24 protein-coding genes are annotated in these 24,987 nt (G+C 58.0%); 11 read left to right on the top strand and 13 right to left on the bottom strand.

Annotated elements, in window-relative coordinates; all coding sequences use genetic code 11:
* Nucleotides 1-97: 97 nt before the first annotated feature.
* The 10 genes from C8N45_RS20635 to pdxR all read right to left on the bottom strand — a co-directional run bounded on the left by C8N45_RS20635 (nt 98) and on the right by pdxR (nt 11,820).
* Nucleotides 98-970: a dimethyl sulfoxide reductase anchor subunit family protein gene (locus C8N45_RS20635; protein ID WP_108388534.1), complete on the bottom strand. Its 873-nt coding sequence runs from the start codon at nt 968-970 to the stop codon at nt 98-100.
* Entirely contained in the window at nt 970-1,731 is a 762-nt protein-coding gene (locus C8N45_RS20640; protein ID WP_108388536.1) for a 4Fe-4S dicluster domain-containing protein, read from the bottom strand. Before C8N45_RS20640 ends, C8N45_RS20635 begins: the two co-directional genes overlap by 1 nt.
* On the bottom strand, nt 1,728-1,877 hold the full coding sequence (locus C8N45_RS23335; protein WP_168769541.1) for a hypothetical protein: 150 nt from the start codon (nt 1,875-1,877) through the stop codon (nt 1,728-1,730). The genes C8N45_RS20640 and C8N45_RS23335 overlap by 4 nt, the downstream gene beginning before the upstream one ends.
* Nucleotides 1,874-4,702 (bottom strand): molybdopterin oxidoreductase family protein, encoded by a 2,829-nt coding sequence (locus C8N45_RS20645; RefSeq protein ID WP_108388538.1) that lies wholly within the window; start codon nt 4,700-4,702, stop codon nt 1,874-1,876. The genes C8N45_RS23335 and C8N45_RS20645 overlap by 4 nt, the downstream gene beginning before the upstream one ends.
* A gap of 103 nt (nt 4,703-4,805) precedes the next feature.
* Complete coding sequence (locus C8N45_RS20650) at nt 4,806-5,564, bottom strand: sulfite exporter TauE/SafE family protein (RefSeq protein ID WP_108388540.1); 759 nt, start codon at nt 5,562-5,564, stop codon at nt 4,806-4,808.
* On the bottom strand, nt 5,564-6,628 hold the full coding sequence (locus C8N45_RS20655) for an acetate/propionate family kinase (RefSeq protein ID WP_108388542.1): 1,065 nt from the start codon (nt 6,626-6,628) through the stop codon (nt 5,564-5,566). Before C8N45_RS20655 ends, C8N45_RS20650 begins: the two co-directional genes overlap by 1 nt.
* Before the next feature lie 10 nt (nt 6,629-6,638).
* A complete protein-coding gene (locus C8N45_RS20660) occupies nt 6,639-7,574 on the bottom strand; it encodes a phosphate acyltransferase (RefSeq protein WP_108388543.1) in 936 nt (311 codons plus the stop codon).
* Between the two features lies 1 nt (nt 7,575).
* A complete protein-coding gene (locus C8N45_RS20665; protein ID WP_108388545.1) occupies nt 7,576-8,328 on the bottom strand; it encodes a sulfite exporter TauE/SafE family protein in 753 nt (250 codons plus the stop codon).
* Nucleotides 8,325-10,097 (bottom strand): sulfoacetaldehyde acetyltransferase, encoded by a 1,773-nt coding sequence (xsc, locus tag C8N45_RS20670; RefSeq protein ID WP_108388547.1) that lies wholly within the window; start codon nt 10,095-10,097, stop codon nt 8,325-8,327. Before xsc ends, C8N45_RS20665 begins: the two co-directional genes overlap by 4 nt.
* A 223-nt stretch (nt 10,098-10,320) precedes the next feature.
* Entirely contained in the window at nt 10,321-11,820 is a 1,500-nt protein-coding gene (gene pdxR / locus C8N45_RS20675; RefSeq protein ID WP_108388549.1) for a MocR-like pyridoxine biosynthesis transcription factor PdxR, read from the bottom strand.
* Between the two features lie 175 nt (nt 11,821-11,995).
* On the opposite strand from pdxR, the gene C8N45_RS20680 reads away from it, so the two are divergent.
* The 3 genes from C8N45_RS20680 to C8N45_RS20685 all read left to right on the top strand — a co-directional run bounded on the left by C8N45_RS20680 (nt 11,996) and on the right by C8N45_RS20685 (nt 13,270).
* Nucleotides 11,996-12,376 (top strand): hypothetical protein, encoded by a 381-nt coding sequence (locus tag C8N45_RS20680; protein WP_108388552.1) that lies wholly within the window; start codon nt 11,996-11,998, stop codon nt 12,374-12,376.
* A 563-nt stretch (nt 12,377-12,939) separates the two neighbouring features.
* Nucleotides 12,940-13,065 (top strand): hypothetical protein, encoded by a 126-nt coding sequence (locus C8N45_RS23970; protein WP_258793353.1) that lies wholly within the window; start codon nt 12,940-12,942, stop codon nt 13,063-13,065.
* Between the two features lie 10 nt (nt 13,066-13,075).
* Complete coding sequence (locus C8N45_RS20685) at nt 13,076-13,270, top strand: hypothetical protein (protein ID WP_108388554.1); 195 nt, start codon at nt 13,076-13,078, stop codon at nt 13,268-13,270.
* Here the strand turns inward: C8N45_RS20685 and C8N45_RS20690 are convergent.
* Nucleotides 13,251-14,633 (bottom strand): aminotransferase family protein, encoded by a 1,383-nt coding sequence (locus C8N45_RS20690; protein WP_108388556.1) that lies wholly within the window; start codon nt 14,631-14,633, stop codon nt 13,251-13,253. The genes C8N45_RS20685 and C8N45_RS20690 overlap by 20 nt on opposite strands.
* A gap of 438 nt (nt 14,634-15,071) precedes the next feature.
* On the opposite strand from C8N45_RS20690, the gene C8N45_RS20695 reads away from it, so the two are divergent.
* The 7 genes from C8N45_RS20695 to C8N45_RS20725 all read left to right on the top strand — a co-directional run bounded on the left by C8N45_RS20695 (nt 15,072) and on the right by C8N45_RS20725 (nt 22,054).
* Nucleotides 15,072-16,070: a taurine ABC transporter substrate-binding protein gene (locus tag C8N45_RS20695; RefSeq protein ID WP_108388558.1), complete on the top strand. Its 999-nt coding sequence runs from the start codon at nt 15,072-15,074 to the stop codon at nt 16,068-16,070.
* Nucleotides 16,071-16,172: 102 nt separating this feature from the next.
* Nucleotides 16,173-16,979, top strand: a complete 807-nt coding sequence (locus C8N45_RS20700; RefSeq protein ID WP_108388560.1) for a taurine ABC transporter ATP-binding protein — start codon at nt 16,173-16,175, stop codon at nt 16,977-16,979.
* Complete coding sequence (locus C8N45_RS20705; protein WP_108388562.1) at nt 16,976-18,244, top strand: ABC transporter permease; 1,269 nt, start codon at nt 16,976-16,978, stop codon at nt 18,242-18,244. Before C8N45_RS20700 ends, C8N45_RS20705 begins: the two co-directional genes overlap by 4 nt.
* Nucleotides 18,245-18,406: 162 nt before the next feature.
* Nucleotides 18,407-20,638, top strand: coding sequence for a heavy metal translocating P-type ATPase (locus C8N45_RS20710; RefSeq protein WP_108388564.1), 2,232 nt, complete (start codon nt 18,407-18,409; stop codon nt 20,636-20,638).
* Entirely contained in the window at nt 20,635-21,021 is a 387-nt protein-coding gene (cueR, locus tag C8N45_RS20715) for a Cu(I)-responsive transcriptional regulator (protein ID WP_108388566.1), read from the top strand. The genes C8N45_RS20710 and cueR overlap by 4 nt, the downstream gene beginning before the upstream one ends.
* A 75-nt stretch (nt 21,022-21,096) precedes the next feature.
* On the top strand, nt 21,097-21,729 hold the full coding sequence (locus tag C8N45_RS20720; RefSeq protein WP_108388568.1) for an NYN domain-containing protein: 633 nt from the start codon (nt 21,097-21,099) through the stop codon (nt 21,727-21,729).
* A gap of 55 nt (nt 21,730-21,784) precedes the next feature.
* Nucleotides 21,785-22,054 (top strand): TFIIB-type zinc ribbon-containing protein, encoded by a 270-nt coding sequence (locus C8N45_RS20725; protein ID WP_108388570.1) that lies wholly within the window; start codon nt 21,785-21,787, stop codon nt 22,052-22,054.
* Here C8N45_RS20725 and C8N45_RS20730 read toward each other — a convergent pair whose 3' ends face one another.
* Nucleotides 22,055-22,516 (bottom strand): HugZ family pyridoxamine 5'-phosphate oxidase, encoded by a 462-nt coding sequence (locus tag C8N45_RS20730; RefSeq protein ID WP_108388572.1) that lies wholly within the window; start codon nt 22,514-22,516, stop codon nt 22,055-22,057. It abuts the gene before it with no gap.
* A 164-nt stretch (nt 22,517-22,680) separates the two neighbouring features.
* Between C8N45_RS20730 and C8N45_RS20735 the strand changes: the two genes are divergently transcribed.
* Nucleotides 22,681-23,484: a hypothetical protein gene (locus C8N45_RS20735; protein ID WP_108388574.1), complete on the top strand. Its 804-nt coding sequence runs from the start codon at nt 22,681-22,683 to the stop codon at nt 23,482-23,484.
* Here the strand turns inward: C8N45_RS20735 and rimO are convergent.
* Nucleotides 23,465-24,865, bottom strand: coding sequence for a 30S ribosomal protein S12 methylthiotransferase RimO (gene rimO / locus C8N45_RS20740; protein ID WP_108388576.1), 1,401 nt, complete (start codon nt 24,863-24,865; stop codon nt 23,465-23,467). The two genes, C8N45_RS20735 and rimO, sit on opposite strands and share 20 nt — an antisense overlap.
* Between the last annotated feature and the right edge of the window lie 122 nt (nt 24,866-24,987).

Below are 24,987 nucleotides of genomic sequence, written 5' to 3' on the forward strand. Positions count from 1 at the left end.
AACATTCATCGATATTAAGCTCTGCAATTGCTCGAGTGGCCTCATCTCCAGTCCCGTGCCACTTGTGCGTCACAGGCCATGCCTTGCGAACTGGCGACTACCTCTTCCCGTAATACAGCCCCACCACATGTTCGGCCTGTGCAAAGAACAGCCAGCGCAGGGCCAGCATGCCGGTGAGGTGGCTGAGCACGGCCAGAACGGCAAGCAGGTGACTGAACGGCAAGAGCAGCAGAATCACAGGCACGACAAAGCCAAGGCCCAACGCCAAAATCCGCAATTGTTGCGCATGTTTGCGCCCCACTTCGTGGATGAATTCACGCATCAGATAGTTGGTGCCGGTGTGCGGCGGTTCGAACGCGCGGACCTTGCCTATGTGGCCAAGGCCTGTGGCGGTTTCCATATTGGTGCCGGATGCAGCCAGCCGCGTATCGCCGCTAGTCCATGCGTAGAATTGTAAGCCGCCTGCGATGAGGAACAGAATAATGGTCAGCCATATCTGGCCTGTCATCAAGGCTCCGCCGCCGATGGACAGCGTCAGAAACAGGGCAGGGGTTGTCCAGTGTTTCCAGCGCGGCACGGTTTTCAACTGTGCATAGATCATCGCGGTCGTGAACACTGTGCCGAGTGATCCCACGGCCCCCAGAAAGCCCAACAGGCCAAGCCTCGTGCCCGCAAACACCAGCCCGGCCCCGTAGATGGCCATGATAAACAGTGTTGCGACGGCACAAATGCCCTCACGGCTGAGCCAACTTGTTTTCCACTGACTGAAAGCCTTGACCGCCCGTTCGGGGTGCCCGAGGTGAAAGGTCGAGGCCAGCAAGCCACCAACGGCAAACAGATATGCGATGGCAAACCAGATGAAGGCCCCGAAGCCCGTGGGCACAATCGCCCCCAGACCCAGCCAGAATAACATGCCAAAACCGATGCCGGAAAAGACAGTGAATACGATAACGGATGGTGCTGGATGCATTATTTGGCTCCTCCGGGCAGGGCAGACAGGGCTTTGTCAAGCCACGCGGCAAAGCCTTTGCCGTCTTGGGCGATAGGTTCAAGATAGGGGGCGAGCACGTCAAATTCAGGCATCTCGTCCTTTGGGCGCGGCGGCAGGTATTTGTTGACCGGCTTGGTGCCCTGTTCGGGCATCAGGTCAAACCCGCCGCGTTCGGCCACCAGTTTGGACACGTCGCTGTCCGCATCGCCCAGATCGCCAAAGTGGCGGGCGCCAGCGGGGCAGGTGCGTACGCAAGCAGGCTGGCGGTCTTCTTCGGGCAGGTTTTCGTTATAGATACGGTCAACGCAAAGGGTACATTTCTTCATCACCCCTTCGGCAGCGTCCAGTTCGCGCGCACCGTATGGGCAGGCCCATGCACATAACCCGCAGCCAATGCAGTCGCTTTCATTGACCAGCACTATTCCGTCTTCGCTGCGTTTGTAGCTGGCACCGGTTGGGCAGACGGTGACACAGGGGGCATCCTCGCAATGAAGACACGACTTGGGGAAATGGATCAACTGGGCTGCACCGGCATCCGGTTGCACTTCGTAGGAATGCACGCGGTTCAGGAAAGTCCCCGTCGGGTCGCCGCCGTAGGGGTCCTGGTCAGACAGCGGCGCGCCGTAGTTTTCGGTGTTCCAGCCCTTGCAGGAAATCACGCAGGCGTGGCACCCGACGCAGGTATCCAGATCAATGACCAGCCCTAGTTTCTTGGTGGATGGCGGTGGCAACTGGGTCATGTGGTGGCCCTTTCGATAGGTGCTGGCGCAAGCTGGCCAATGGGTTGTTCTTTGGCGCTATCCCACGTGGCGATAAACCAGATGAAGCTGCCAAGTGTCAGGGTGATGAAGGCTGCGATCAGCATGAGAATATGCGCCTTTTTCATTTTCTGACCTTCCACTCCAAATGGGTGGGGGCGTCAGGGACCGGCGATTTGATGGCGGGCATCGCGGGCTGGGCTTCGTTCGGGATCGCGGATTTTTCGATTTTGACCCGCAAGTCAAACCAGGCCGCCTGACCGGTTACAGGGTCAGAGTTCGCCCATCGCAGCCCGTCGCCCTTGGGCGGCATCAATTCATGGATCAGGTGATTGAGCAGGAAGCCCTTGGTCGCCTCGGGCGCGTTCTTGTCCAATGCCCATGCGCCTTTGCGTTTGCCGATGGCGTTCCATGTCCAGACCGTATTTTCGTTAAGGCTGGCCTGATGCGCGACCGGCACAACGATGGACCCGTGGACCGACGACACCTTCGCCCAATCGCCATCTGAAAAGCCGTTCGCTTCCCAGATTTTGGTTGGCACATATAACGGGTTATGCCCGTGGATTTGCCGCAGCCATGCGTTCTGGGTGCCCCATGAATGGTACATCGCCATCGGCCGCTGTGTCAGCGCATGGATCGGGTATTCGTTCAGATCGACGGCGGTATCTTCGAATGGTTCATACCAGATCGGCAGCGGGTCCATCGTAGACATCAACCGGTCGCGCAGGTGTTCGGGGGGCTGGCGGGTGCCGATGCCTTCGGCGGCTGCCTGAAACTTGCGCAGCGGTTCGACATAAAGCTGGAAGATGTAGGGCTGGACCACATCGTAAAAGCCCATTTTGACAGCCCAATCCTGATAATCCATGCTGAACGGTTTGTAGTAGGCGGCGTTCTCGGGGACATGCTCGATCCAGAAACCGCCGTTGTCGATATAGCTCTGCAACTGGTCGGGGTTCACGTCACCGCGCCCGCCTTGGGGGCCGTTGTCACCTTTGCGGAAACCGGCCAGCGGGCCGATGCCGGGGCGCCGGATGTGGTTGGTGATGTAGTCGGCATAGTCGGCGTATTTCTGGCTGCCATCGTCATTCACAAACCCCGGCAAGCCCAGCATGCCGCCCAGTTCACACAGCACCGACTGAAACCCGCGCACGTCGCGGTCAGGTTCCACCACGGGCCAGCGGATCGCATCGGCAACGCCGTCAGCCTCACAAATCGGCCGGTCCAGCAGGGAGATACAATCGTGCCGTTCCAGATACGTCGTGTCGGGCAGGATCAGGTCAGCATAGGCGACCATTTCAGACGAATAGGCATCGGAATAGATGATATGCGGGATCACATAGTCGCCATTTTCATCCTTGTCGGTAAGCATCTTGTGGACGCCACCGACGTTCATCGATGAATTCCACGACATGTTCGCCATATACATGAACAGCGTGTCGATTTTGTAGGGCACACCGGCATGGGCGTTGGAAATGACCATATGCATCAACCCGTGGGCCGACATCGGGTTTTCCCATGAATAGGCCTTGTCGATGCGGGTCGGATTGCCGTCATCATCCAGCAGCAGGTCTTCGGGGCCGTGGGTATAGCCAAGGTGTGGCCCATCGAGTGCGGCACCCGGCGTAACCTTGCCGTGCGGCTTGGGGTGGGCGGTCGCGGGTTTGGGGTAGGGCGGTTTGAACCGCATCCCGCCGGGGGTTTCCACAGACCCAAGCAGGATTTGCAGCACATGCAGCGCGCGGCATGTCTGGAATCCGTTGGAATGTGCTGAAATCCCCCGCATCGCGTGAAAACTGACCGGGCGTCCGACCATTTTGGCGTGCTTCTTGCCCCGGAAGTCGGTCCATTCACGATCAAGCTCAATCGCTTCGTCAAAGGCCACGCGAGCCAGATCGGCAGCAATAGCGCGGATGCGTTCGGCGGAGATGCCGCATTTTTCGGCCACTGCCTCTGGCGCGTAGTCGTCCTGCAGATAGCGGTCAGCCATCAGGTGGAACACGGGCCGATGCGTGACGCCCTTGTCGCGGTAGGTGGCGGACAAGTCAGGCTCGACCCCTTGACCGTTCCATGGGGCCAGCTTGCCGGTGTTGCGGTCAATCACCTGCGGCTGGCCGTCGCTGTCGCGCAAAAACAGGCCAAACTGGTCGCTGTCGGCGTCTTCGTTCACCAGAACAGAGGCATTGGTGAAACGCGCCAGATAGTCCAGATCAACCTTGCCCGCCTTCATCAGGCAGTGGACAATCGCAAGGATAAACAGACCGTCTGTGCCGGGCGTGATGCCGACCCAATCGTCGGCGACGGCGTTGTAGCCTGTGCGGATAGGGTTTACCCCGATCATCCGCGCGCCGCGCTTCTTGAGCTTGCCAATGCCCATCTTGATCGGGTTGCTGTCGTGGTCCTCGGCCACGCCGAACAGCATGAACAGCTTGGTGTTGTCCCAATCGGGCTGTCCGAATTCCCAGAACGCCCCGCCCATCGTATAGATGCCCGCTGCTGCCATGTTCACCGAACAGAACCCGCCGTGCGCGGCATAATTCGGGGTGCCGAATCCTTGCGCCCAGAAGCTGGTGAAAGATTGTGACTGGTCTCGGCCTGTAAAGAACGCCAGCTTTTCGGGGTGCTTTTCACGCACGGGTTTGAGCCATTCAACGGCCTTTTTCAGGGCCGCGTCCCAACTGATTTCGACGAATTCACCCGAACCACGCTCGCCCACCCGCATCAGGGGCGCGCGCAGACGGGACGGCGCGTTATGCTGCATGATCCCGGCGGAGCCTTTGGCGCACAATACGCCCTGGTTCACCGGATGGTCTTTGTTGCCTTCGATATAGGCGACCTTGCCGTCCTTCATATGCACGTTGATGCCACAGCGGCAGGCACACATGTAGCAAGTGGTTTTGCGCACCTCGTCCGAAACCTTGGGGGATGTATCAATGTTTGGCTGATCTAGTGACATAACAGTTACCTTTCGGGTCGGGCATTCAGTGACGAGTTAACCCCGGCGGGGGGCAAAATGGCAATGGAATTAGGCCAAGTTGCGTATGATATTAACCTGCGGCTCATGACAGTTGCGTCCTGACAAGCCCCGATACCGCCAGCCCGCTTAGCAGCAGCAGGCAGAAGGGACGGTAGAAAGGGGCAAATCGCGGGATGAACAGCTTTTGTCCGGCAAACACCCCCGCACAGGCAAAGGCAGATAAGGCAAGGCCGCGCGTTGCGGCCTGCGCATTCATGACGCCCGTAGCCAAATAGGTGATAATGGTGGTGAACAGGCTGATGAATAGAAACAGCACAAGGGCGGCCCGCATCTTGGCGGCAGGCGCGTCTTGCGACAGCACATAAAGGGCGACGACCATGCCGCCGACTGACGCAAGCCCGGTGACAATGCCTGCGACAAAACCGGCTGCATAGACGCCAGCTTTGGTGGCGAGGAACGCGATCCTGATCCGGGCCAGTTGGGTGAGTGCCAAGATGATGATGACCGTCAGGACAACAGCCTTTGACGCCTCTACCGACAGTGCCTGCACCGCCAGCACCCCAAACGGCACGCCAAGCGTGGACCCGATGACCAGGCCCATGACGATGCGGCGGTCAGCCTCTTGCCAGCCGCCCCGCGCCATGAGGACAGACGCGGCCATTTCCAGACACCAGCAGATCGGGATCAACTCGATTGGCGGCAGGATCAGCACGCCAGAGGCCATGACCAGCGCGGACAGGGCAAAGCCGGAAAAACCGCGCACGACCCCGGCGATCGTGACGATCAAGGCGAGGGCTGCGAACTCCGGCGCTGTCAGATTGATGAGTGTCAGCGCGTCCATTACTGCCCCTTGGCTATCAGGGTCAGCGCATCGCGGGCGATTTGCTTTTCTTCGTCGGCGGTGACGATATGCACGGGTACATCACCAAAGCAGGCCAGCAGTTCCATGATCCGGTCGCGCACGGGGGTTGCGTTTTCGCCGATGCCGCCGGTAAAGGCGACGGCATCCAACCCGCCCATTGCAACCAGCGCAGACCCTGCGTGCCGGGCCGCCCAATAGCAGAAATGCTCGACCGCGAATTTCGCGTCAGGATCATCGCGCGCCAACAGCGTTTTCATGTTGTTGTCGCCTGCTAGCGCCTTGAGCCCCGAGGCGTTGTTGAGCAGCCGGTCTGTTTCGTCTTCGCCAAAGGCTTTGGACATGCGCAGGACTGCTGCACCGTCGATATCGCCTGACCGCGTGCCCATTGTCAGGCCGGACAGAGGCGAGTAACCCATTGATGTCGCATAGGACTTCCCGTCCAGAATGGCACAAAGGCTGGCCCCATTACCCAAATGAAAAGCCAGCAGGCGATGCGGCAGGTCAGCGCCGAACTCTGCCACCATATTGGCGTATGAAAGTCCGTGAAACCCGTAGCGGCGAATACCTGCATCATGTTGGGTTTTGGGGATGGCATAGCGGATGGCGACTTCGGGATTGGCGGCATGGAACGCCGTCCCGAAGCTGCAGTATTGCGGCAGGTCGGGGGCCGCGTGTTGCAGGGCATAGATGCCCGCCAGATTGTTGGGATTATGGAGGGGTGCCAGCGGCACCACGCTTTCAATGGTCTTGATGACGGATGTCGTCAGGCGCGCCGGTTGCGTCAAGATTGTCCCGCCATGCACGACGCGGTGTGCTGCGGCATCCAGTGCGCTGATCGGATGCCCGGCCTTGTCCAGCGCGCCCAGCATCGCGGCAAGTGCCGCCGCATGATCGACAGCCGTGACCTCTTGCCGGGCATCGCCCAGCTTCAATTCACCCTGTGTGCCGATATTGGTCACGGCCCCGCTCACCACTGACGTCAGCCCATGATCGAAAAGCTCGATCTTGAGGGATGAAGAACCGGCGTTGAGGACAAGGATCATGCTGATTGCCCTATTTCGGCAGTGCGCATTTGATCGACGCGAGTGCGGCAGATGCAAGCCGCGCGGCGGGCGGATCTGCGCGTGAGGTCAGCAGGATAGGTACCTTTGCCCCCGTCACCACGCCAGCCGCACAACCGCCGCCGATGTAGACAAAGGCTTTGAACAGGGCGTTGCCCGACACAATGTCGGGCACGATGATCGCATCTGCCTGACCTGCGACCGGATTGTCGGTCAGCCCCTTTGTGGCGACGGCATCGGGCGACAGGATCAGGTCAAGCGCCAAAGGGCCGGACACATCGGCGTTGCTGATGTGCGTTGCGGCCCAATCAGCCAGCGCCTTGCCATCCATGGAACTGGGGACCGACGGAATGGCACTTTCGGTCGCGGAGAGAATGGCGATTTTGGGACGGTCATTGCCCAAGCGGTGCAGCAGGTCATTCACCTGCGCGATGCAGGTCTGGCGGGTTTCCAGATCGGGGGCCACGTTGACCGCAGCGTCGGAAATCAAAATCGGTTTGCCCCCATCAGGATGGGTGATGTGGAAAATGTGCACAAAGCGCGCCCCCGTGCGCAGCCCCGCATCGCGGCTGACAGCAGATTTCATAAAGACATCCGTGTGCAGGTTGCCTTTCATCAGCACGTCGGCTTCGCCCGCTCCGCAAAGGGCGGCGGCGGTCTGGCCCGCCTCGGCCTCGCCATTGGTGTCGTGGATGGCGTAGCCGGAAATGTCCCATTCCAGCTTTGCTGCCTCGGCCCGGATTTCATCAGCCTCACCCACAAAAACCGGGATCATGATGCCCGCTTTGGTCGCGTCCTCTGCCGCTTCCATCGGCAAGGGCGCACCAGCGCGGGCAATCGCGACCCGTGGTGGTGCGAACTTCTGCGCGCGTGCGATCAGCTCTTGCGGTGCAACAGCTTCGCGTTTGGACAGGAACGGTGATGACATATCAAACCTCAGTAATCGCGCGCAAAAGGCCCAGCAGAGCCAGCGCTAGAAGGAGCATAACCGCAAAGCGGCGAAAGGTCGTTGGGGACGCGGCAAGAAACTGACGCCCGCCCAGCCAGACCCCCAATCCGAGCAGCGGAAAGGCCAGACCCAGCCCGGCGGCTGTGTCCCACGTTATCAATCCGCCCGCCCACAGCAAGGGCATGGTGATAAGATCCAGACCGGTCAGAAAGACGATCATCGTGGCGCGAAACCGCTGGGGTGCCATGGGTTGCGCGGTCATGAAAGCAGCCACCGGCAGCCCCCCGATGCCTGCGCCGTTGCATAGACCCGACAAGATGCCCACACCGAAATGCCCCGGCGCGCCAATCGTGCGTCGCAATGTCCAGCCTGACAGCAACACCAGCGACATGGCAAGAACGATCAGCGAAACGGTCAGTCTGACCGCGCTTTCGCCCAGCGAAAGGATGGTCCAGACTGACAGGGGCAGCATCACGGCAGCCCCGGCGAGAAGTGCAAAAACACGACGCCAGTCCACATGGCCGCGAATGCCGCGTGCCTGAAAGACTGTCATCAAGATCTCGCATGAAAACACCACCGGAATGAGGGGTAGGGGGTTTGTTATCAACGCCGCGAAGGCAATGAAAATAGCCGAAAACCCAAACCCCGAATAGCCCCGGACAAAGGCGGCGCCCAACAATGCAACTGCAAGGGCGACCGCCTGTCCGGGGCCTAGATCGAATGGCAAGCCTATTCGGCAGCCATGTCGGAAGCAGAGATACCCGCAACTTCAACAGGTTTCTTCATGGCGTCACGGCGGAACGGTTCACCCAGTTCCTGATTGAGGATGACCTCGATCAGGGTCGTGGTGTTGTTTTCCATCTGATCCTTGATCGCTTCGTTGAGGGCTGCGGTCAGTTCGTCCATCGTGCGCGCCTGCACACCCTTCAGACCACAGGCGTTGGCGATCCCGGCATATGACACTTTCATGTCCAGTTCGGTGCCGACGAAGTTGTCATTGAACCACAGGGTAGAGTTGCGCTTTTCAGCACCCCACTGGTAGTTGCGGAAGACGATCTGCGTGATGGCAGGCCATTCGTCGCGGCCAATCGCGGTCAGTTCGTTGACCGAAATCCCAAAGGCGCCGTCGCCTGCGAAACCGATGACAGGCACATCGCGCTGGCCAATCTTGGCACCGATGATGGATGGCAGGCCATAACCACAAGGTCCAAACAGACCCGGTGCCAGATATTTGCGCCCTGTGGGGAAGCTGGGGTAGGCGTTGCCAATCGCGCAGTTGTTGCCGATGTCGGACGAGATGATCGCATCCTCTGGCATTGCGGACTGGATCGCGCGCCATGCCATGCGTGGCGACATCCAGTCAGGACGGGCTGCGCGTGCGCGTTCGTTCCATGTGGTGCCCGGATCATCCTCTTCGTGGTCAAGCGATGTCAGTTCCTGCGCCCATGCCGATTTGGTCTGTGCGATTAGCGCCTTGCGGTCTGCACGGCCTGCGTCACCGGCACCATCGGCCAGTTGCTCTGTGATGCTGGTGGCCACTTTGGCGGCGTCGCCGACGATACCCACGGTGATCTTCTTGGTCAGGCCGATGCGGTCGGGGTTGATGTCTACCTGAATGATCTTGGCGTCCTTGGGCCAGTAGTCAATGCCGTAGCCGGGCAGGGTCGAGAAGGGGTTCAAGCGTGTGCCCAATGCCAGAACGACATCAGCCTTGCTGATCAGCTCCATGCCAGCCTTGGACCCGTTGTAGCCCAACGGCCCTGCAAACAGCGGGTGGTTGCCGGGGAAGGCGTCATTGTGCTGGTAGCCCACGCAAACAGGCGCATCCAGCTTTTCAGCCAACAGGCGCGAGGCTTCGATGCCACCTTCGGCCAGAACAACGCCAGCACCGTTCAGGATGACAGGGAACTTCGCTGTGGACAGCATTTCAGCCGCCTTTGAGATTGAAGTCGCGCCACCGGGGCTGACTTCGAATTCAATTGGTTCAGGCAGTTCGATATCGATGACCTGGGTCCAGAAATCACGTGGAATGTTGATTTGGGCGGGGCCGGACAAACGCTTGGCCTTTGCAATCACGCGGGCCAGCACTTCGCAGATGCGGGACGGGTCGCGGACTTCTTCCTGATAAGCCACGCAGTCGGCGAACAGGTTCATCTGTTCCATTTCCTGAAAACCGCCCTGACCGATGGTCTTGTTTGCTGCCTGTGGTGTGACCAGCAGGCAGGGGGTGTGGTTCCAGTAGGCGGTTTTGACAGATGTCACAAAGTTCGTGATGCCCGGGCCGTTCTGGGCGATCATCATCGACATTTCGCCTGTGACGCGGGTGTACCCATCCGCCATCATGCCAGCGGTCATTTCGTGGGCGCAATCCCAGAATGTGATGCCCGCCTTGGGGAAAATATCAGAGATCGGCATCATGGCAGAGCCGATGATCCCGAACGCATGGCGGATACCATGCGCTTGCAGTGTTTTGACGAAAGCCTCTTCAGTGGTCATCTTCATTAGATGGGTCCTTCCCCTCTTGGTATCAGTAAAAGCAGCCTGGCCATGCCCCCGGCCGTTGGGGCGACATTATGTGCGACGGCTGTGTCGCGTTAGGTCCAGTTGACGCGGTGTATTAAGGCCAGCGGATTCAAAAATGAGACTTTTAGTCTCAAAATGTAAGGCTATCCTTTTAGCTGTTCTGTCAGAATAATCAACGATTATTCGCAGCAGCCAGCCTGAGTCATGCTGATGCAGAGGCGATATGAGGCCTTCCGTTTTTTTGGTAGGAGCGGATCGCCCTTGCAACCAAATCGACACCTTCTGCAATGCGACCGGATGAGATCGATGAATAGGCCAGTCGAAAATAGGCGCTGTGGCCCTGCGGATTCGCAAAAAAGGGCGCACCTGCTTCGATCAGGACGCCATCCGCCCGCAGCGTTTCGGCCAATTGAGTTGCATCAATCCCATCCGGCGCGCGCAGCCATACCGATGAACCGCCGTAAGCGCCTTCTCCGGCAACGGTCAGTTGGTTCTTCTCCAGTGCGGCATCCATGACTTTGCGCCTTTCGTGATAGGCTTTGCTCATCCGGCGGACCAGCGCATCATAATGTCCCAAAGAGAGGTAATAGCTGACCGTGCGTTGGATGTGGCCCGGCGGATGGCGCAGCACCGACGCGCGTAGCGCGCGGGCTTCGCGGATGAACGGCTCTGGCCCCACAAGATAGCCAAGGCGCAAACCGGGAAACAGCGATTTCGAAAACGAGCCCACATAGATCACGCGCCCGTTCTGATCGAGCGACTTCAAGGAAGGGGACGGTGATTTGAGAAATGACATTTCAAATTCATAGTCGTCCTCGACGATCAGGAAATCATCCGCATCCGCCCGTTCAAGCAAGGCGCGGCGCCGGTGCAACGGCATGGTCGCTGTTGTGGGGCATTGATGGCTAGGCGTTGTAAACACAACATCTGTTTCATGGGGGAGCGCGTCAGGAGGCAGCCCATCGGAATCAACGCTGATGTTATGCAACTGGCAACGCGATTGTGTAAGGATATTGCGCAGCGCCGGATAGCAAGGGTCTTCGATCGCCGCATGTCGGCGGCTGTTCAGCAAAACCTGCGCGGATAGCCAAAGCGCGTTTTGCGCCCCCATCGTCACCAGAATTTCATCCGTATTGGCCAGAATGCCGCGGCGTGGCAATGTTTGCCGGGCGATGAATTCGATCAGTTGAGGATCGTCGCCATCGTACAGATCGGACGTCATCGCCGCAAAGTCGCGCATCCCAAGCGCTTGCAACGCACACAGCCGCCAGTTTGCGCTGTCAAAAAGGGTCTTGTCGGCCTGCCCGTAAATGAACGGGTAACGATAACTCGCCCAATCGGACGGCTTTTTCAGGCTCAGTCCCGGACTGTGCCTTTGCGCGATCGCGCGGTTCCAATCCACCGTGCCCGCCCCAAATCGCCGGGCGGGAAAGGCAGGTGGTTCGGGTGCGTTGTCAGATACGAAGTACCCAGACCGCCCGCGCGAGACCAGATAATCATCGGCTACAAGTTCGGTATAGGCCAGCGTGACCGTGATCCTGCTGACCCCCAGATGCACCGCCATTTTTCGCGAGGATGGCAAGCGTTCACCACGCCGAAACCGGCCTTCGAGAATTCCTTGGGCCACCATCTGTTGAATCCGCGATTGCAGCGTCCCTTCTGCGTTCGGATCAAGAAAGAAAGTCTCGATATTGATGGACATGGCTTGCTTTCGCTGAACTGGCCTTATTGCCTGCGTAGACTGGCCTTAACTGGGGCTGGTTGCAAGTACTGCCATTAACCAACGGGAAAGAAACGGCGTAACTGTTAAGCCGGTGTTAAGACTGCGAGTGTTTTTTTGTCCTTGGGTGAAAGTGTAGGAACAAGGTGTCTCGATCATGATCGATACGTTGATGAATAATAGCGCGGCGGCGTCTTTGCTGCCGACAGGCTCAACCGTCTTGCAGAGCAAGGATCGGGCGCAAAAGGCAGGCACCGAAGGGCCGCCGGAAACAGCTGTAACCAGATCCGCTGAAACGGAACGTCCGTCAAATCTGCCTGAACGCATCGCAGACAAGAAAGAACGTGACGCTGTGGTCGGGTCTGAAGTCATGCGCAGTACTGTTGAGGTGCGCAGTCAGGACGCGGACAAAGCCGACGATGACGCAGCGTCGCGCAAGCTAAAGGCAAAGATGGCAGATGATGCCTATCAACAGACCATGCTAATGACCCGCCAGGCCGAAGAGGTTCGCGCGGAAAGGATGCGCATCGCGGCCTAGGCCAATTTGCTCGCGCATTATATTGCTGGGCCAAGTCTGCAAATCGTCTTGGTTCGCCGTACAAAACGGGACTATCGCTGGCTGCGCGTTTTTCAGTTCTTGGCCAGAATTGGCAGAAGCAATCCCCACCCTGTTTCCTGAGGCGGTTCAGGTCGTTCGAAACCCGGGGTCTAGAAGGGGTCCTTGAATACTGGACAGTAAGCCAAGCTGTATTCCAGACTTCACAGATCAGCTTAAGGCCAAGCTTGCATTGGAAGTGCTGCGAGAGATCGCAGCCAATCTCATTCGTGTCACCCGGCCTGCCTCGCCTGAGCGCCACGCGGGCTTTACTCGGCAGGCCCTAAGCCCAGACTAAAGCGTTTCGCCTTTAACCTGAGGCATCAGGTAAAGGTGAAACGCCCACAACATATAAACGTTGCATGACGTTTCCTGAAAAGCTTTGGATCAGGTTTTTCGCGAAACGCTGTAGTCGACAGAAAGAAAAAGGAACGGATTGTGCTCCTGAACGGCATGAAACCAAGGGCCGGGTCAGAAGCCGCGCGTTTTGCTATAGGGTTTCGCTGATGGCTCAGGCCAAAGCCGCAGCCTGGTTTGCCGCCGCCTCATCGCGCGATACGGAAATTGGCGGTTTGTTGTGGCAACTGCGCCGGAATTCTGTTGCTGCCCCGTATAACCCCTGCGTCAATTAAGGGGATTGCCATGAACTTGTTTCATCTCGTCATTGTGCTTGCCATGGGTGCAGCCAGTCTTGCCACTTTCGCAACATCCCAGACACTCCATGTTTGCGTTTTTGCGCTACCATCCGAGCAAGTGGCAGGTGATCTGATTGTCCCGGAACGGGTGTTGGCCGAGGAAGACCCCGGCCAATCATGTGTTAGCCCAAGACCCGTGTGATCGCTTGATCAACGGCGTCGGTGATCTGGTCCAGATCATCCTTTGTCGCGATCAGGGGCGGGGCAAATAGCAGCGTGTTGTTGTATCCGGGCAATGACCGGTTTGTTGCCCCGATGATGATCCCCTGTTGCATACAGTCCGCAACAATGGCTGCAACCTGCTTTTCATTCACGGGGTCTTTGCTATCGCGATCTGTCACCAGTTCCGCACCAGCGAACAGGCCCATGCCACGCACATCACCAATCCAGCGGTGCTTTTCCATCAGCCCCAGCAAGTTGTTTTGCAGGTGCTCTCCCATGCGGGTGGAATTGCCGCGCAGGTCTTCTTCTTCTATAATCTTCATGTTTTCGATGGCTGCGGCGGGCCCTGCCGTGCAGCCGCCAAACGTCGATATATCGCGGAAATATGACAGGTGGTCGGTGTCGTCCTTGAACATCTCGAAAACAGCGTTTGTCGTCACGCAGCACGAAATCGCAGCGTAGCCGGAAGCGACGCCCTTGGCCATTGTCACGATATCAGGCTGCACGCCGAACTGCTGATAGCCGAACCATGTCCCTGTGCGGCCCAGACCGCAGACGACCTCGTCAATATGCAAAAGGATGTCGTATTTCTTGCAAATCTCCTGCACGCGGTCCCAGTACCCCTTTGGCGGCACAATGATGCCGCCACCGGCGGTGATGGGCTCAAGACACAATGCGCCGATCGTATCGGGTCCTTCGGCAAGGATCACATCCTCAATCGCTTGCGCGGCCTTTGCGCCATATTCTTCGCCAACCGACCCGTCTTGCGACCGGTATTCGAGGCAGTGCGGGACCCGCACAAAACCGGGCGTAAACGGTCCATATTGTGCGTTGCGCTCATCCTGACCGCCAGCCGAGAGCGCAGAAATGGTCGTGCCGTGATAGTCGCGTTCACGATAAAGGATCTTGTTCTTTTTGCCGCCATAATGCTTGTGGCTGATCTGGCGGACCATCTTGAAGGCCTTTTCGTTCGCCTCTGATCCGGAGTTGGCGTAATAGACCCGGTCCAGACCCGGCATCTTGTCGATCAGCATTTCAGAAAATTGCGCCCCGGGGATTGTGCCAAGGGTGCCGCCGAAGAAACACATCTTGGTCAGTTGCGCGCCGACTGCATTGGCGATGCGTTCGCGACCATAGCCCACGTTCACCGTCCATACGCCGCCTGACACAGCGTCGAGATGTTCCTTGCCCTTGATGTCCCAAACGCGCATGCCCTTGCCTTCGACGATGATGCGTGGGTCAATTGTTTCGTAGGGTTTGTGCTGGCTCAGATGGTGCCAGACATGGGCGCGGTCCGCTTCCACGATCTGGTCTGGGTCATTTGCAAAGGCATGGGTGTCCATCCGGGGAACTCCGTTGTTTGAGAAGGGCTATGCAATTCGAATCCAGTTCGTTCGATGCACATATTGACCTCAGTTTGCCTCTACGCTGAGCAATCTCAATAGGGCCAGTTGGGCTGCATGAATATAGCCAGAAGTCGGGGCGCCTCTGGACTGTTTGTCGCGGTGTTCAATGCCAAGATATTGTAAATAAGGACAAAAGAAGAAATCCCGCGTCTTCTTTCGGCAGTCCATGCGGATTTCGCGAGATTTTCTTGCGATTGACCGCTGGCCCTGAATTGCCTTGGCTACTGAATAATCTGCTCCGCCCGGCAGGCGTTTGACCGAACGCCGGGCTGTAGTGGTGATAATATATTGCGGCTGGGCAACGGTAAAAAACCATGTTCATCTGCAGTATCGCGGCAGGGGCGACCTTGCTTACGACAACATGGGAGAACAAAAATGAAGATCAAAACAACGCTGATGGGGGCTGTTGCCGGTGCTGCAATGCTGACAGGCATGCAAGCGACTGCGGACGGGCACGGCGAAATTACAGCTGCTTATTTCCTTGAGTGGCCAATGCCGTTTCTGGCGGCCAAAGCATCGGGCGCCTATGATGAGGCACTGGGCATGAAGGTGAACTGGGTGTCTTTTGAGACAGGCACCGCGATGTCAGCTGCAATGGCGTCCGGCGACGTGCAGATTGCCGTGAGCCAGGGTGTGCCGCCATTTGTTGTCGCGGCCTCCGGCGGGCAGGATTTGCAGGTTGTTGATGTTGCCGTCAGCTATTCCGACAATGACAACTGCGTCGTAGCGGCGGGGCTGGAAATCGACAAAGACAGCGCCGGTGAGTTGGCGGGCAAGAAAGTTGCCGTGCCGTTGGGAACCGCTGCGCACTACGGCTTTCTGCGCCAGATGGACCACTTCGGTGTGCCGCTTGATTCCCTGCAAATCGTTGACATGGACCCGCCAACAGGTGCGTCAGCACTGGCACAGGGCGATGTGGACTTTGCATGTGGCTACGGTGGTGGCCTGACATCCATGAAGGAGTATGGCAACGTCCTGCTCACAGGTGATGAAAAGGAAGAACTCGGCATTCTGGTGTTTGACGTGACATCTGCACCTGCATCCTATGTTGCCGAAAATGGTGATGTCGTCGCAAAGTTCCTGGCGGTGACTGCAGCGGCCAACGCGGAATGGAACGCGGGTCAGCCTGACGAGATGCTGGCCGTGATTGCGGAACAGTCCGGCATGGATGTTGACGCCGCCAAAGCGTCAATCTCGACGATGAAGTTCCCGGATGTCGAAACGCAGCTTTCCGACGCGTGGCTGGGGTCAAATGCAGCAACCTTTATGAAGGGTGTGGCGGACGTGTTCGTTGAAGCGGGCTCAATTGATAGCGCACTTGAAAGCTATGAGGACGCTGTGAACACCGGACCTCTTACGCAGGCCGCAAACTAAGACACCTGGGTTGGCGTGCCGGTGCGCGCCAACCCTTGCCTTTGGTTTTTCCTGAAAAGACCCGCGCGCAGGCCTTTTCAAGAGAAACAAGAGGGACAGAGGATGTCGGGACTTCAAATAGACAAACTTTCCATGCGGTTCGACTTGCCAAATGGATCGTCGGTACAGGCGCTTCAGGACGTCACTCTCAATCTGCAAGCAGGAGAGTTGCTGTCGGTGCTGGGGCCGTCCGGCTGTGGCAAGACCACGCTGCTCAATATCGTGGCAGGGTTTCTGGCACCCACCGATGGACAAATCATCCTCAATGGCCATCAGGTCACCGGGCCCGACGCCGAACGTGGCATGGTGTTCCAGCAGGGTGCACTGTTTGAATGGATGAGCGTGCGCGAAAACGTCGGGTTCGGCCCCTCCATGAAAGGGATGGCAAAGGCGGAAAAGCACAAGATTGTCGATCATCTGCTTGATGTCGTGGGCTTGCAGGATTTCAAGGAAAAGGCCGTTTATGAACTGTCGGGCGGGATGCAGCAGCGCGTGGCACTGGCCCGTTGTCTGGCCAATGACCCCGATGTCATCTTGATGGATGAACCGCTGGGCGCGCTGGATGCGCTGACCCGCGAAAAGATGCAGGGGCTGGTTCTGAAACTCTGGAAAGAGACGGGCAAGACGATCATTCTGATTACCCACTCCGTCGAAGAGGCGTTGCTGCTGGGTGAGCGACTGATCGTTATGGCCCCGCGTCCGGGTCGCATCCACAAGGAATACCGTCTGCCATTTGCGGAAATGGGTGTTGATCAGGACCTGCGCGAGGTCAAGAAGCATCCTGATTTCGGTCAAACCCGAGAGGAAATCCTCAGCATGATCTGGGACATGGAAGAAGAAATCATGGGCCGTTCGGAGGATGCAGCATGATCCCCCTTCTGATTTATGTAGCGATCTTCATTCTGGCCTATGTGCTGGTCACCAAAGTGGTCCACCGCGCCGTTGCAAAGGACTACACATCGCTCAAGACCGTGACGTTCGGTGATGAAAGTGCTGTGCGGCCCAACCGGGTGGCCGGGGTCATCTCGGTCTTTTCGATTTTTGTCTTGTGGGGCATGTTTACGGGGTCCAGTCTGCTGCCCGGTTTTCTGCATGCACCGGCCCCGTTCGAGGGCACATCAACCTTTGACTACACCGCAGAAGTCGATGGGCAAGGCACGGATGATGCCACCGTGACCGTCGTCGTGCATCCGCGCGAAGTGCCGACGGATGCGCCCGAAGTGGAACCGGGCGATGGTTTTGCCAAGAATGATTCAGCGACCGTTGCACAATGGCGCACAGGCCTGATCAATGTTGCCGCGAACGATGATTTGACCAAGAGCGATGGCGCGCGGGTCATTGCGATCAACGGACAGCCCATCGCGCCCGGTGAAACAGTCAAGGTTGAGGGCGGCAGTGTGACCCTGTCTGACAAGGGCACGCCAAACTTTGCCCCGTCGCGCGGCTGGCAGATGGAGCCACTCTACCTACCGGCGCCGGAGGCCGTGTGGGACCGAACGATAAAGATAACCCAGGAAGGTTTCCGTAACTTCAGCCTATGGCAGCATTTGGGCTATTCGCTCTTCCGCGTCATTGCCGGTTTCCTCCTGGGGGCACTGGTTGGCATCCCGCTGGGCTACGCCATGGGGCTGAGCAACTGGTTTCGGGGCTGGTTCGACCCGATTGTCGAATTCATGCGCCCGGTGCCGCCTTTGGCCCTGATCCCGCTGGTGATCATCTGGGCCGGTATCGGTGAGGCAGGCAAGATCATCCTGCTGTTTCTTGCAGCCTTGTGGATCATGGCAATTGCGGCCCGTTCGGGCGTCTCTGGCGTGCGGATTTCCAAGGTCCATGCAGCCTATTCGCTGGGTGCATCCAAATGGCAGATCATGCGCCATGTGATTATCCCCAATTCCCTGCCTGAGATATTTACCGGTGCGCGGGTCGCAATGGGGGTATGCTGGGGTACGGTGGTTGCTGCCGAACTTGTCGCCGCCGAACAGGGCGCTGGCATGATGATCATGACTGCATCGAAGTTTCAGAACACCGATATCGTGATCATGGGCATTATCCTGATCGGTGTGATCGGCTTTGGCATCGACATGCTGATGCGCTGGGCCGAGCGGGTGCTGGTGCCTTGGAAGGGTAAGGGCTGACAGAGGCCCACTCGTACCTATAAGGCGCTGCAAAAAAAGAGGGCAAAGGACATCTTATCCTTTGCCCTTTTTGCTTTTCGGATGGTCCTACGATTTTTGATCTCGCCCCTCTTGACCTTCCCATAACTGGAACCCCTATGTTAGCGGAAATAAGGGGAAAACATGACCAAACATTCTGAAATCAGGCTCGCCGTAGACGGGATGAGTTGCGCGTCATGCGTTGGACGGGTCGAGACGGCGCTAAAGAACGTGCCGGGCGTGGAGTTCGCGCAAGTGAACCTCGCCGATGGAACAGCGCGTATTGTATCGCAGGCGGACGCTGATGCTAATGCATTAAAACGCGCCACCGCTGCGATTGGCTATGATGCGACAGTTCTCGGTGCCGACGAAACGACCGATGAAGCGCAGGCAACCGAAGCCGAGCATCTGAAACGCTCTTTTCTGGTCGCGATGGGCCTGACGTTTCCGGTTTTCCTGCTGGAAATGGGCGGGCATCTTATCCCGGCGCTACACGACTTAATCATGCGGACAATCGGCATGACGGCGAGTTGGACAGTACAATTCATTCTGGCCACGCTGGTAATCGCTGGGCCGGGCCGGATTTTCTACGTCAAGGGGATAGCTTCGCTGCGGCACTTATCGCCTGATATGAACGCGCTTGTTGTGCTGGGCACGGCGGCGGCGTGGACATATTCGACCTGTGCCCTGTTCCTGCCGGGCGTATTCCCCGCAGGTACGCTGGCTGTCTATTTCGAGGCTGCCGCCGTCATTATCACGCTCATTTTGCTGGGCCGTTGGCTGGAAGCACGCGCCAAAGGCCAGACGGGTGCCGCGATCAAGCGGTTGATCGGCCTGCGTCCGGCGACGGCAACGGTCTTGCGTGACGGCGATGCGCGCGACATCCCCATCAATGAGGTAGTGCAGGGCGACATGCTGCTGCTGCGCCCCGGTGCGCGGATTGCCGTCGATGGTGTGGTCGTCAAAGGGCAATCCTTTGTGGACGAAGCCATGATCACTGGTGAACCGATGCCGGTGGACAAAGCCGAAGGCGACAGGCTCACCGCCGGGACTGTTAATGGTAATGGTGTGATCGAAATGCGCGCCACAGCCGTGGGAGAGGATACAATGCTGGCGCAGATCATCGCCATGGTGCAGGACGCGCAAGGCGCGCGCTTGCCAGTGCAGGACCTGTTGAACCGGGTGACAGCGTGGTTTGTGCCTGCGGTTATGGCGGTGGCAACATTGACCGTACTGGTCTGGCTGACCATCGGGCCTGATCCGGCCTTGTCCTATGCATTGGTTGCGGGCGTATCGGTGCTGATTATCGCATGTCCCTGTGCGATGGGACTGGCCGCGCCCACGTCAATCATGGTGGGGACCGGGCGTGCAGCGGACCTTGGTGTTCTGTTTCGGAGGGGTGACGGGTTGCAAGCTTTGCAGTCCGTTGATGTCGTGGCCTTTGACAAGACCGGTACGCTGACGTTGGGCAAGCCGGCCCTGACCGATGTGGTTGTCTTGAACGGGGACGAAGAAACATTGCTGCGGTTAGCCGCCGCTGTTGAGAAGACATCGGAACACCCTCTGGCGCAGGCTATTGTCGATGCAGCGACCGCGCCACTGCCATCGGCAACGGATGTGCAGGCGGTGCCGGGGTATGGGATCAAGGCGCAGGTTTCTGGCAGCACGGTGGTCGTCGGTGCGCAACGTATGTTGCAGGCCGAAGGGATTGACAGCGCGGCCTTGGCAGAGACAGCTGCGAGGTTTTCCAAGGTCGGCAAGACCTCGATCATGGTGGCCGTGGATGGCAAGGCCGCTGGCGTATTGGCTGTCGCTGATCAGCTCCGCCCAAACGCCGTTGCGACCGTCCGGATGTTGCAGGCCAATGATGTCAAGGTTGTGATGATCACCGGCGATGCCGCGCAGACCGCGCAGGCGACTGCCGACGATCTTGGTATCACTGATGTCATTGCCGACGTTCTGCCTGGCGGCAAGAAAGACGCGATCGCGCAATTGCATAGTGGGGGCAAAAAGGTCGCATTTGTGGGCGACGGGATCAACGATGCACCTGCTTTGGCCGCTGCCGATGTTGGCATCGCGATCGGTACTGGCACCGACGTCGCGGTGGAGGCGGCGGACGTTGTGCTGATGTCGGGTGACCCCGCAGGTGTCGCCAATGCCATCGCGGTAAGCAAAGCGACAATGGCCAATATCCGGCAAAATCTGATGTGGGCGTTTGGATACAACATTCTGCTGGTGCCAGTGGCTGCCGGTGTGCTTTTCCCGGTCTGGGGGATGCTGCTGTCGCCCGCTTTGGCAGCGGGAGCCATGGCGCTCTCCAGCGTGATCGTCGTCAGCAACGCCCTGCGACTGCGCGGCGCAAAGGGTGTCCTATGAATATCGGTGAGGTCGCAGAGCGGACCGGATTGCCCGCAAAGACCATCCGCTATTACGAAGATATCGGGCTGGTGACACCAGCGCGGGAGGCCAATAGCTACCGTGTTTTCAGTGAGATTGACGCCCATAAGCTGCAATTTCTGGGGCGCGCCCGCGCCCTTGGCTTCTCGATCGAGGATTGCCGCAACCTGCTGGCCCTATGGGAGGATCAGGACCGCGCGAGCGCAGATGTGCGGGCCATCGCGCAGGAACATCTGGATGAGATCGAAGCCAAGATCAAAGGTCTGACCGAAATGCGCAACACGCTGGCCGATCTGGTGCAAAGTTGCGCCGGGGACAAACGGCCCGATTGCCCGATCCTCAAAGGGCTTGAAGGGCCATAAAATTACCCCGATCATGCCATCCGCTTGCACCCATTGCGTGTATGCTGGCTTCAGGCGATCACTCCGGGTGGACCAATGCGCATTTTGAAAGGGATCATTGTTTGGCTGCTGGGCCTCATGCTGCTCTGTGCTGTTGTCCTGCCCGAAACGGCCGACAAAGCCCGGATCATTGATGGGATCGGCAAGGGCGTTTTCACTGTTTTTGGGCTCATCTGCCTGTGCTATCTGGTGCGGCTTCGCCGTTGGCGGCGCAGCAAACCGCAAGCCCCCAAGACGACCGGCGCGCTCGGAAATCCGGTCATTGTTGATGGCTCCAACGTTATGCACTGGGGCGGTGACCCATCGATCAAGGTGCTGACGCGGGTGTTGCAGGAATTGCAGGCGCGGGGCTATACACCGCTGGTCTTTTTCGATGCCAATGTGGGCTACAAGCTTTTCGACAGGCATGTGGCTCCCAAAGAACTCGCCCGGCATTTGGACCTGCCCCCAGACCAAGTGACATTGGCCCCAAGCGGGACGGCGGCCGATGAGATCCTGCTGGACCGTGCGGTGGCAGACGGCCTGCGCGTTGTGACCAATGACCGTTTTCTGGACTGGAAACAAAAATTCCCGAAAGTGGGCGAAAAGGGGTTTCTGGTCAAAGGTAAATGGCAGCAGGGCAGCGTGATCTTGCTTGGTCTTGGGCGCGGCCTGCCCGTGGCAGCTTGACCTTTGATATCGGTCCCCCACATGGATGAGGAAGCCAGTTAAGGAGACAGAGCCAATGAAATGCCCGATTGATGGAACAACCCTCGTCATTACTGACCGCAGCGGCATCGAGATCGACTATTGCCCGCAATGTCGTGGCATCTGGCTGGATCGGGGCGAATTGGACAAGATCATCGAGCGGTCAGAGGCCGCCATGCCGCCACCGCCGCCAGCGCAGACCTATGCCGAGCCGGAGTATTACGACGACGATCACGATGACCGTGGCGGACGCCGCCGCAAGAAACGGGGCGGGTTTCTGTCGGAAGTGTTTGATATCTTCGACTGATCAGAGGTCGTCCGGCCCCAGTCGGTATGCCTTTCCGAACCCGCCGTTCAGGTGAATCGCATCGGGTGCCAGCCGGATCATCAGAAAATCCGTGAAATCATAGTAAAGCTGCGCCTTGGGGATGGCGGCAAGCCATTGGTCCTTGTGTGCAGCCTTGTCCACCTGTGCTGCCGTGCATTGAAGCGTCATGCGGGGATGCGTGAGCGGATCACCCTTGTCGCCCGGCTCACCGATCAGGGCGGAACAGGCAGGGTTGTCCAGCAGCGCGCCGGTATGGGTCGACAGTGTGGAGATGAGGGTCAACAGGGCGGCCCCGTCCCAGATCATCGCCGTGCGGGCGACATAGGGGGTAGCGTCACGCAGAATGACAGCAAGCGCGCCAAAGCGGGTTTTGGTCAGCAGATCAACCGCGAGGGTGAGGGCCGCGTCGTCGGTGGGATTGATCGGGTTGGGTTTTGTCATGCGGGGAGTGTAGGTCTATTTTTTCGGGTTAGAAATACATCAACGGCAACGTGTTCGGATTTGCGGTTTGCCCGCGCTGATGGGTAGGTCTCTTGATAGCGTTGCTTGACTATTGTCTCTTCTCAAAGTTGTTATAAGGGAACTGTAACCTTTTGGGTGGTACTTTGATCGATTTCATTAAAGACGGTACTGAGGCGAGGTCCCAACGGGTTCGTAGTCCTATTCTAGGGTCAATCGGTCTTGCATTTTTTGTATTGAACTGGAAACCACTGTGGTATCTCTTTCTCGCCGAACAGCCAGTGGCGATAAAGTTTCGTTTCTTCGAAATGAATACGACAACCTACTCCCTTTATATTTGGCCTGCCCTTGCTGGTGTGATTCTTGCTCTGTCGACACCTTGGGTGAAATTTGCGGGTGCTTGGCTTGCTATTCAACCGGATCGCCTGCTGCGACGTCTCCAATTTGATCAAGCACATGGGCAGAAGATCTATAGCTGGACAAAGGAAGCCGAAGCGGAGATTGCGCAAGCAAAGTTGGAAGAGGCGAGAGAACGCAGGACAATTGATGCAGCAAAACGTATTGAAGAAGCAGAGAGCATTGAGGGCGGTGAGGCTGCGGAAACTATCATCGAACAGAGAGAACAATCCGATGTTTCTACTCCTGTTGAAAATATAAAGAACCTAATCGCGAATTTGAGTGATCGAGATATCAAAATTATTTCAGTCTTGCCCGAACTTTCGGAAAAGGTCAGGACGTTTGCCCTGTCAGAGGGAGCTTTAGAGTATTTTCTGACGAGGCTAGATTCAGTTTTACCAAATCTCGATATTGTTCGTCTCGAAGCAGAGCTTGAAAGTGCATTTAAGAACTTTGAACGTCTAAAACTGGCTTCAAAAGATCGACAAGGATATTGGACACTTACTCGCTTAGGCTATGATTTGTCCGATTACATCAAGAACGGGCGGCCATAGCTCCCCACAAGTCATACTCCCCCGCTTCCTCAACCTCAACTTGCAAAACATCCCCAACGTTCAGCCTCTCGGTCCCCTCATCAATAAACAGGTTTCCGTCGATCTCGGGGGCGTCAGCCCATGTGCGGCAGGTGGCGATGCCGTCTTCGTCGATGTCGTCCACGATGACCTCTAGTGTGCGGCCGACCTTGGCTTCCAGTTTGGCCTCGGAGATTGCCTGCGCCTTGGCCATGAAACGGTCCCAGCGGTCTTGCTTGATCTCTGGCGCCACATGGTTTGGCAGGGCGTTGCTGCGCGCGCCGTCGACGTTTTCGTACTGGAAACACCCGACACGATCCAATTGCGCTTCGTCCATCCAGTCCAGCAGATGTTGGAACTCGGCTTCGGTTTCGCCCGGGTAACCCACTATGAATGTCGACCGCAGGGTGATGTCTGGGCAGATGGCCCGCCATGCCGCGATTTCATCCAGCGTTTTGGCCCCTGCCGCAGGCCGCGCCATGCGCCGCAGCACGTCTGGGTGGCTGTGCTGGAAGGGAATGTCGAGGTAGGGCAGTACGCCGTTGGTCGGGTCTGCCATGATCGGGATCAGGTCGCGGACATGCGGATAGGGGTAAACGTAATGTAGCCGCACCCACGCGCCGAGCTTGCCCAGTTCGCGGGTCAGGTCGGTGATGTGGCTGCGGACCTCAGCATCTTTCCAGGGGTTCAGATCATATTTGCGATCCAGCCCATAGGCAGAGGTGTCTTGAGAGATCACCAGCAATTCCTTGACGCCCGCATCCACCAGCTTTTCCGCCTCGCGCAGGACCGCGTGGGCCGGGCGCGAGGCTAGACGCCCGCGCATATCGGGAATGATGCAGAATTTGCACTTGTGATTGCAGCCTTCGGAAATCTTCAGATAGCTGTAGTGGCGTGGCGTCAGGCTGACGCCGGTGCCGGGCAGCAGGTCGATGAACGGGTCCGGAGCGGGGGGCACCGTTGCGTGGACGGCATCAAGCACCTGTTCATATTGGTGCGGCCCCGTGACGGCGAGGATCTGCGGGTGATGTTCGCGGATGTAATCGGGCTCAGCCCCCAGACAGCCGGTCACGATGACTTTGCCGTTTTCCTGAAGGGCTTCGCCAATGGCATCAAGGCTTTCGGCCTTGGCGCTGTCGAGAAATCCGCAGGTGTTGACAATCACCGCCTCTGCGCCAGCGTAATCAGGCGAGATGGCGTATCCTTCCGCGCGCAGGCGCGTGAGGATACGTTCGCTATCGACAAGAGCCTTGGGACAGCCAAGCGACACCATGCCGATGGTCGGCTGGCCGTCGCGTTTCGGGTCACTGATTTTGGCCTTGGGCGCAATGTCAGGGCGGAGGTTTGGTGGGTTCTGGGTCATTGTGCGGGTTTAGCGGAACTGAGTGGCGGAGGGAACGCCACAAATGCGGACGGCCCCGTGATGAAAAACGCCGCCAGAGTGGCGGCGTTTTCGAACAGAAGGATGGATCAAGATCCATCTTA

Origin of the sequence: Yoonia sediminilitoris, from assembly GCF_003058085.1 — a bacterium.
Taxonomy (GTDB): domain Bacteria; phylum Pseudomonadota; class Alphaproteobacteria; order Rhodobacterales; family Rhodobacteraceae; genus Yoonia; species Yoonia sediminilitoris.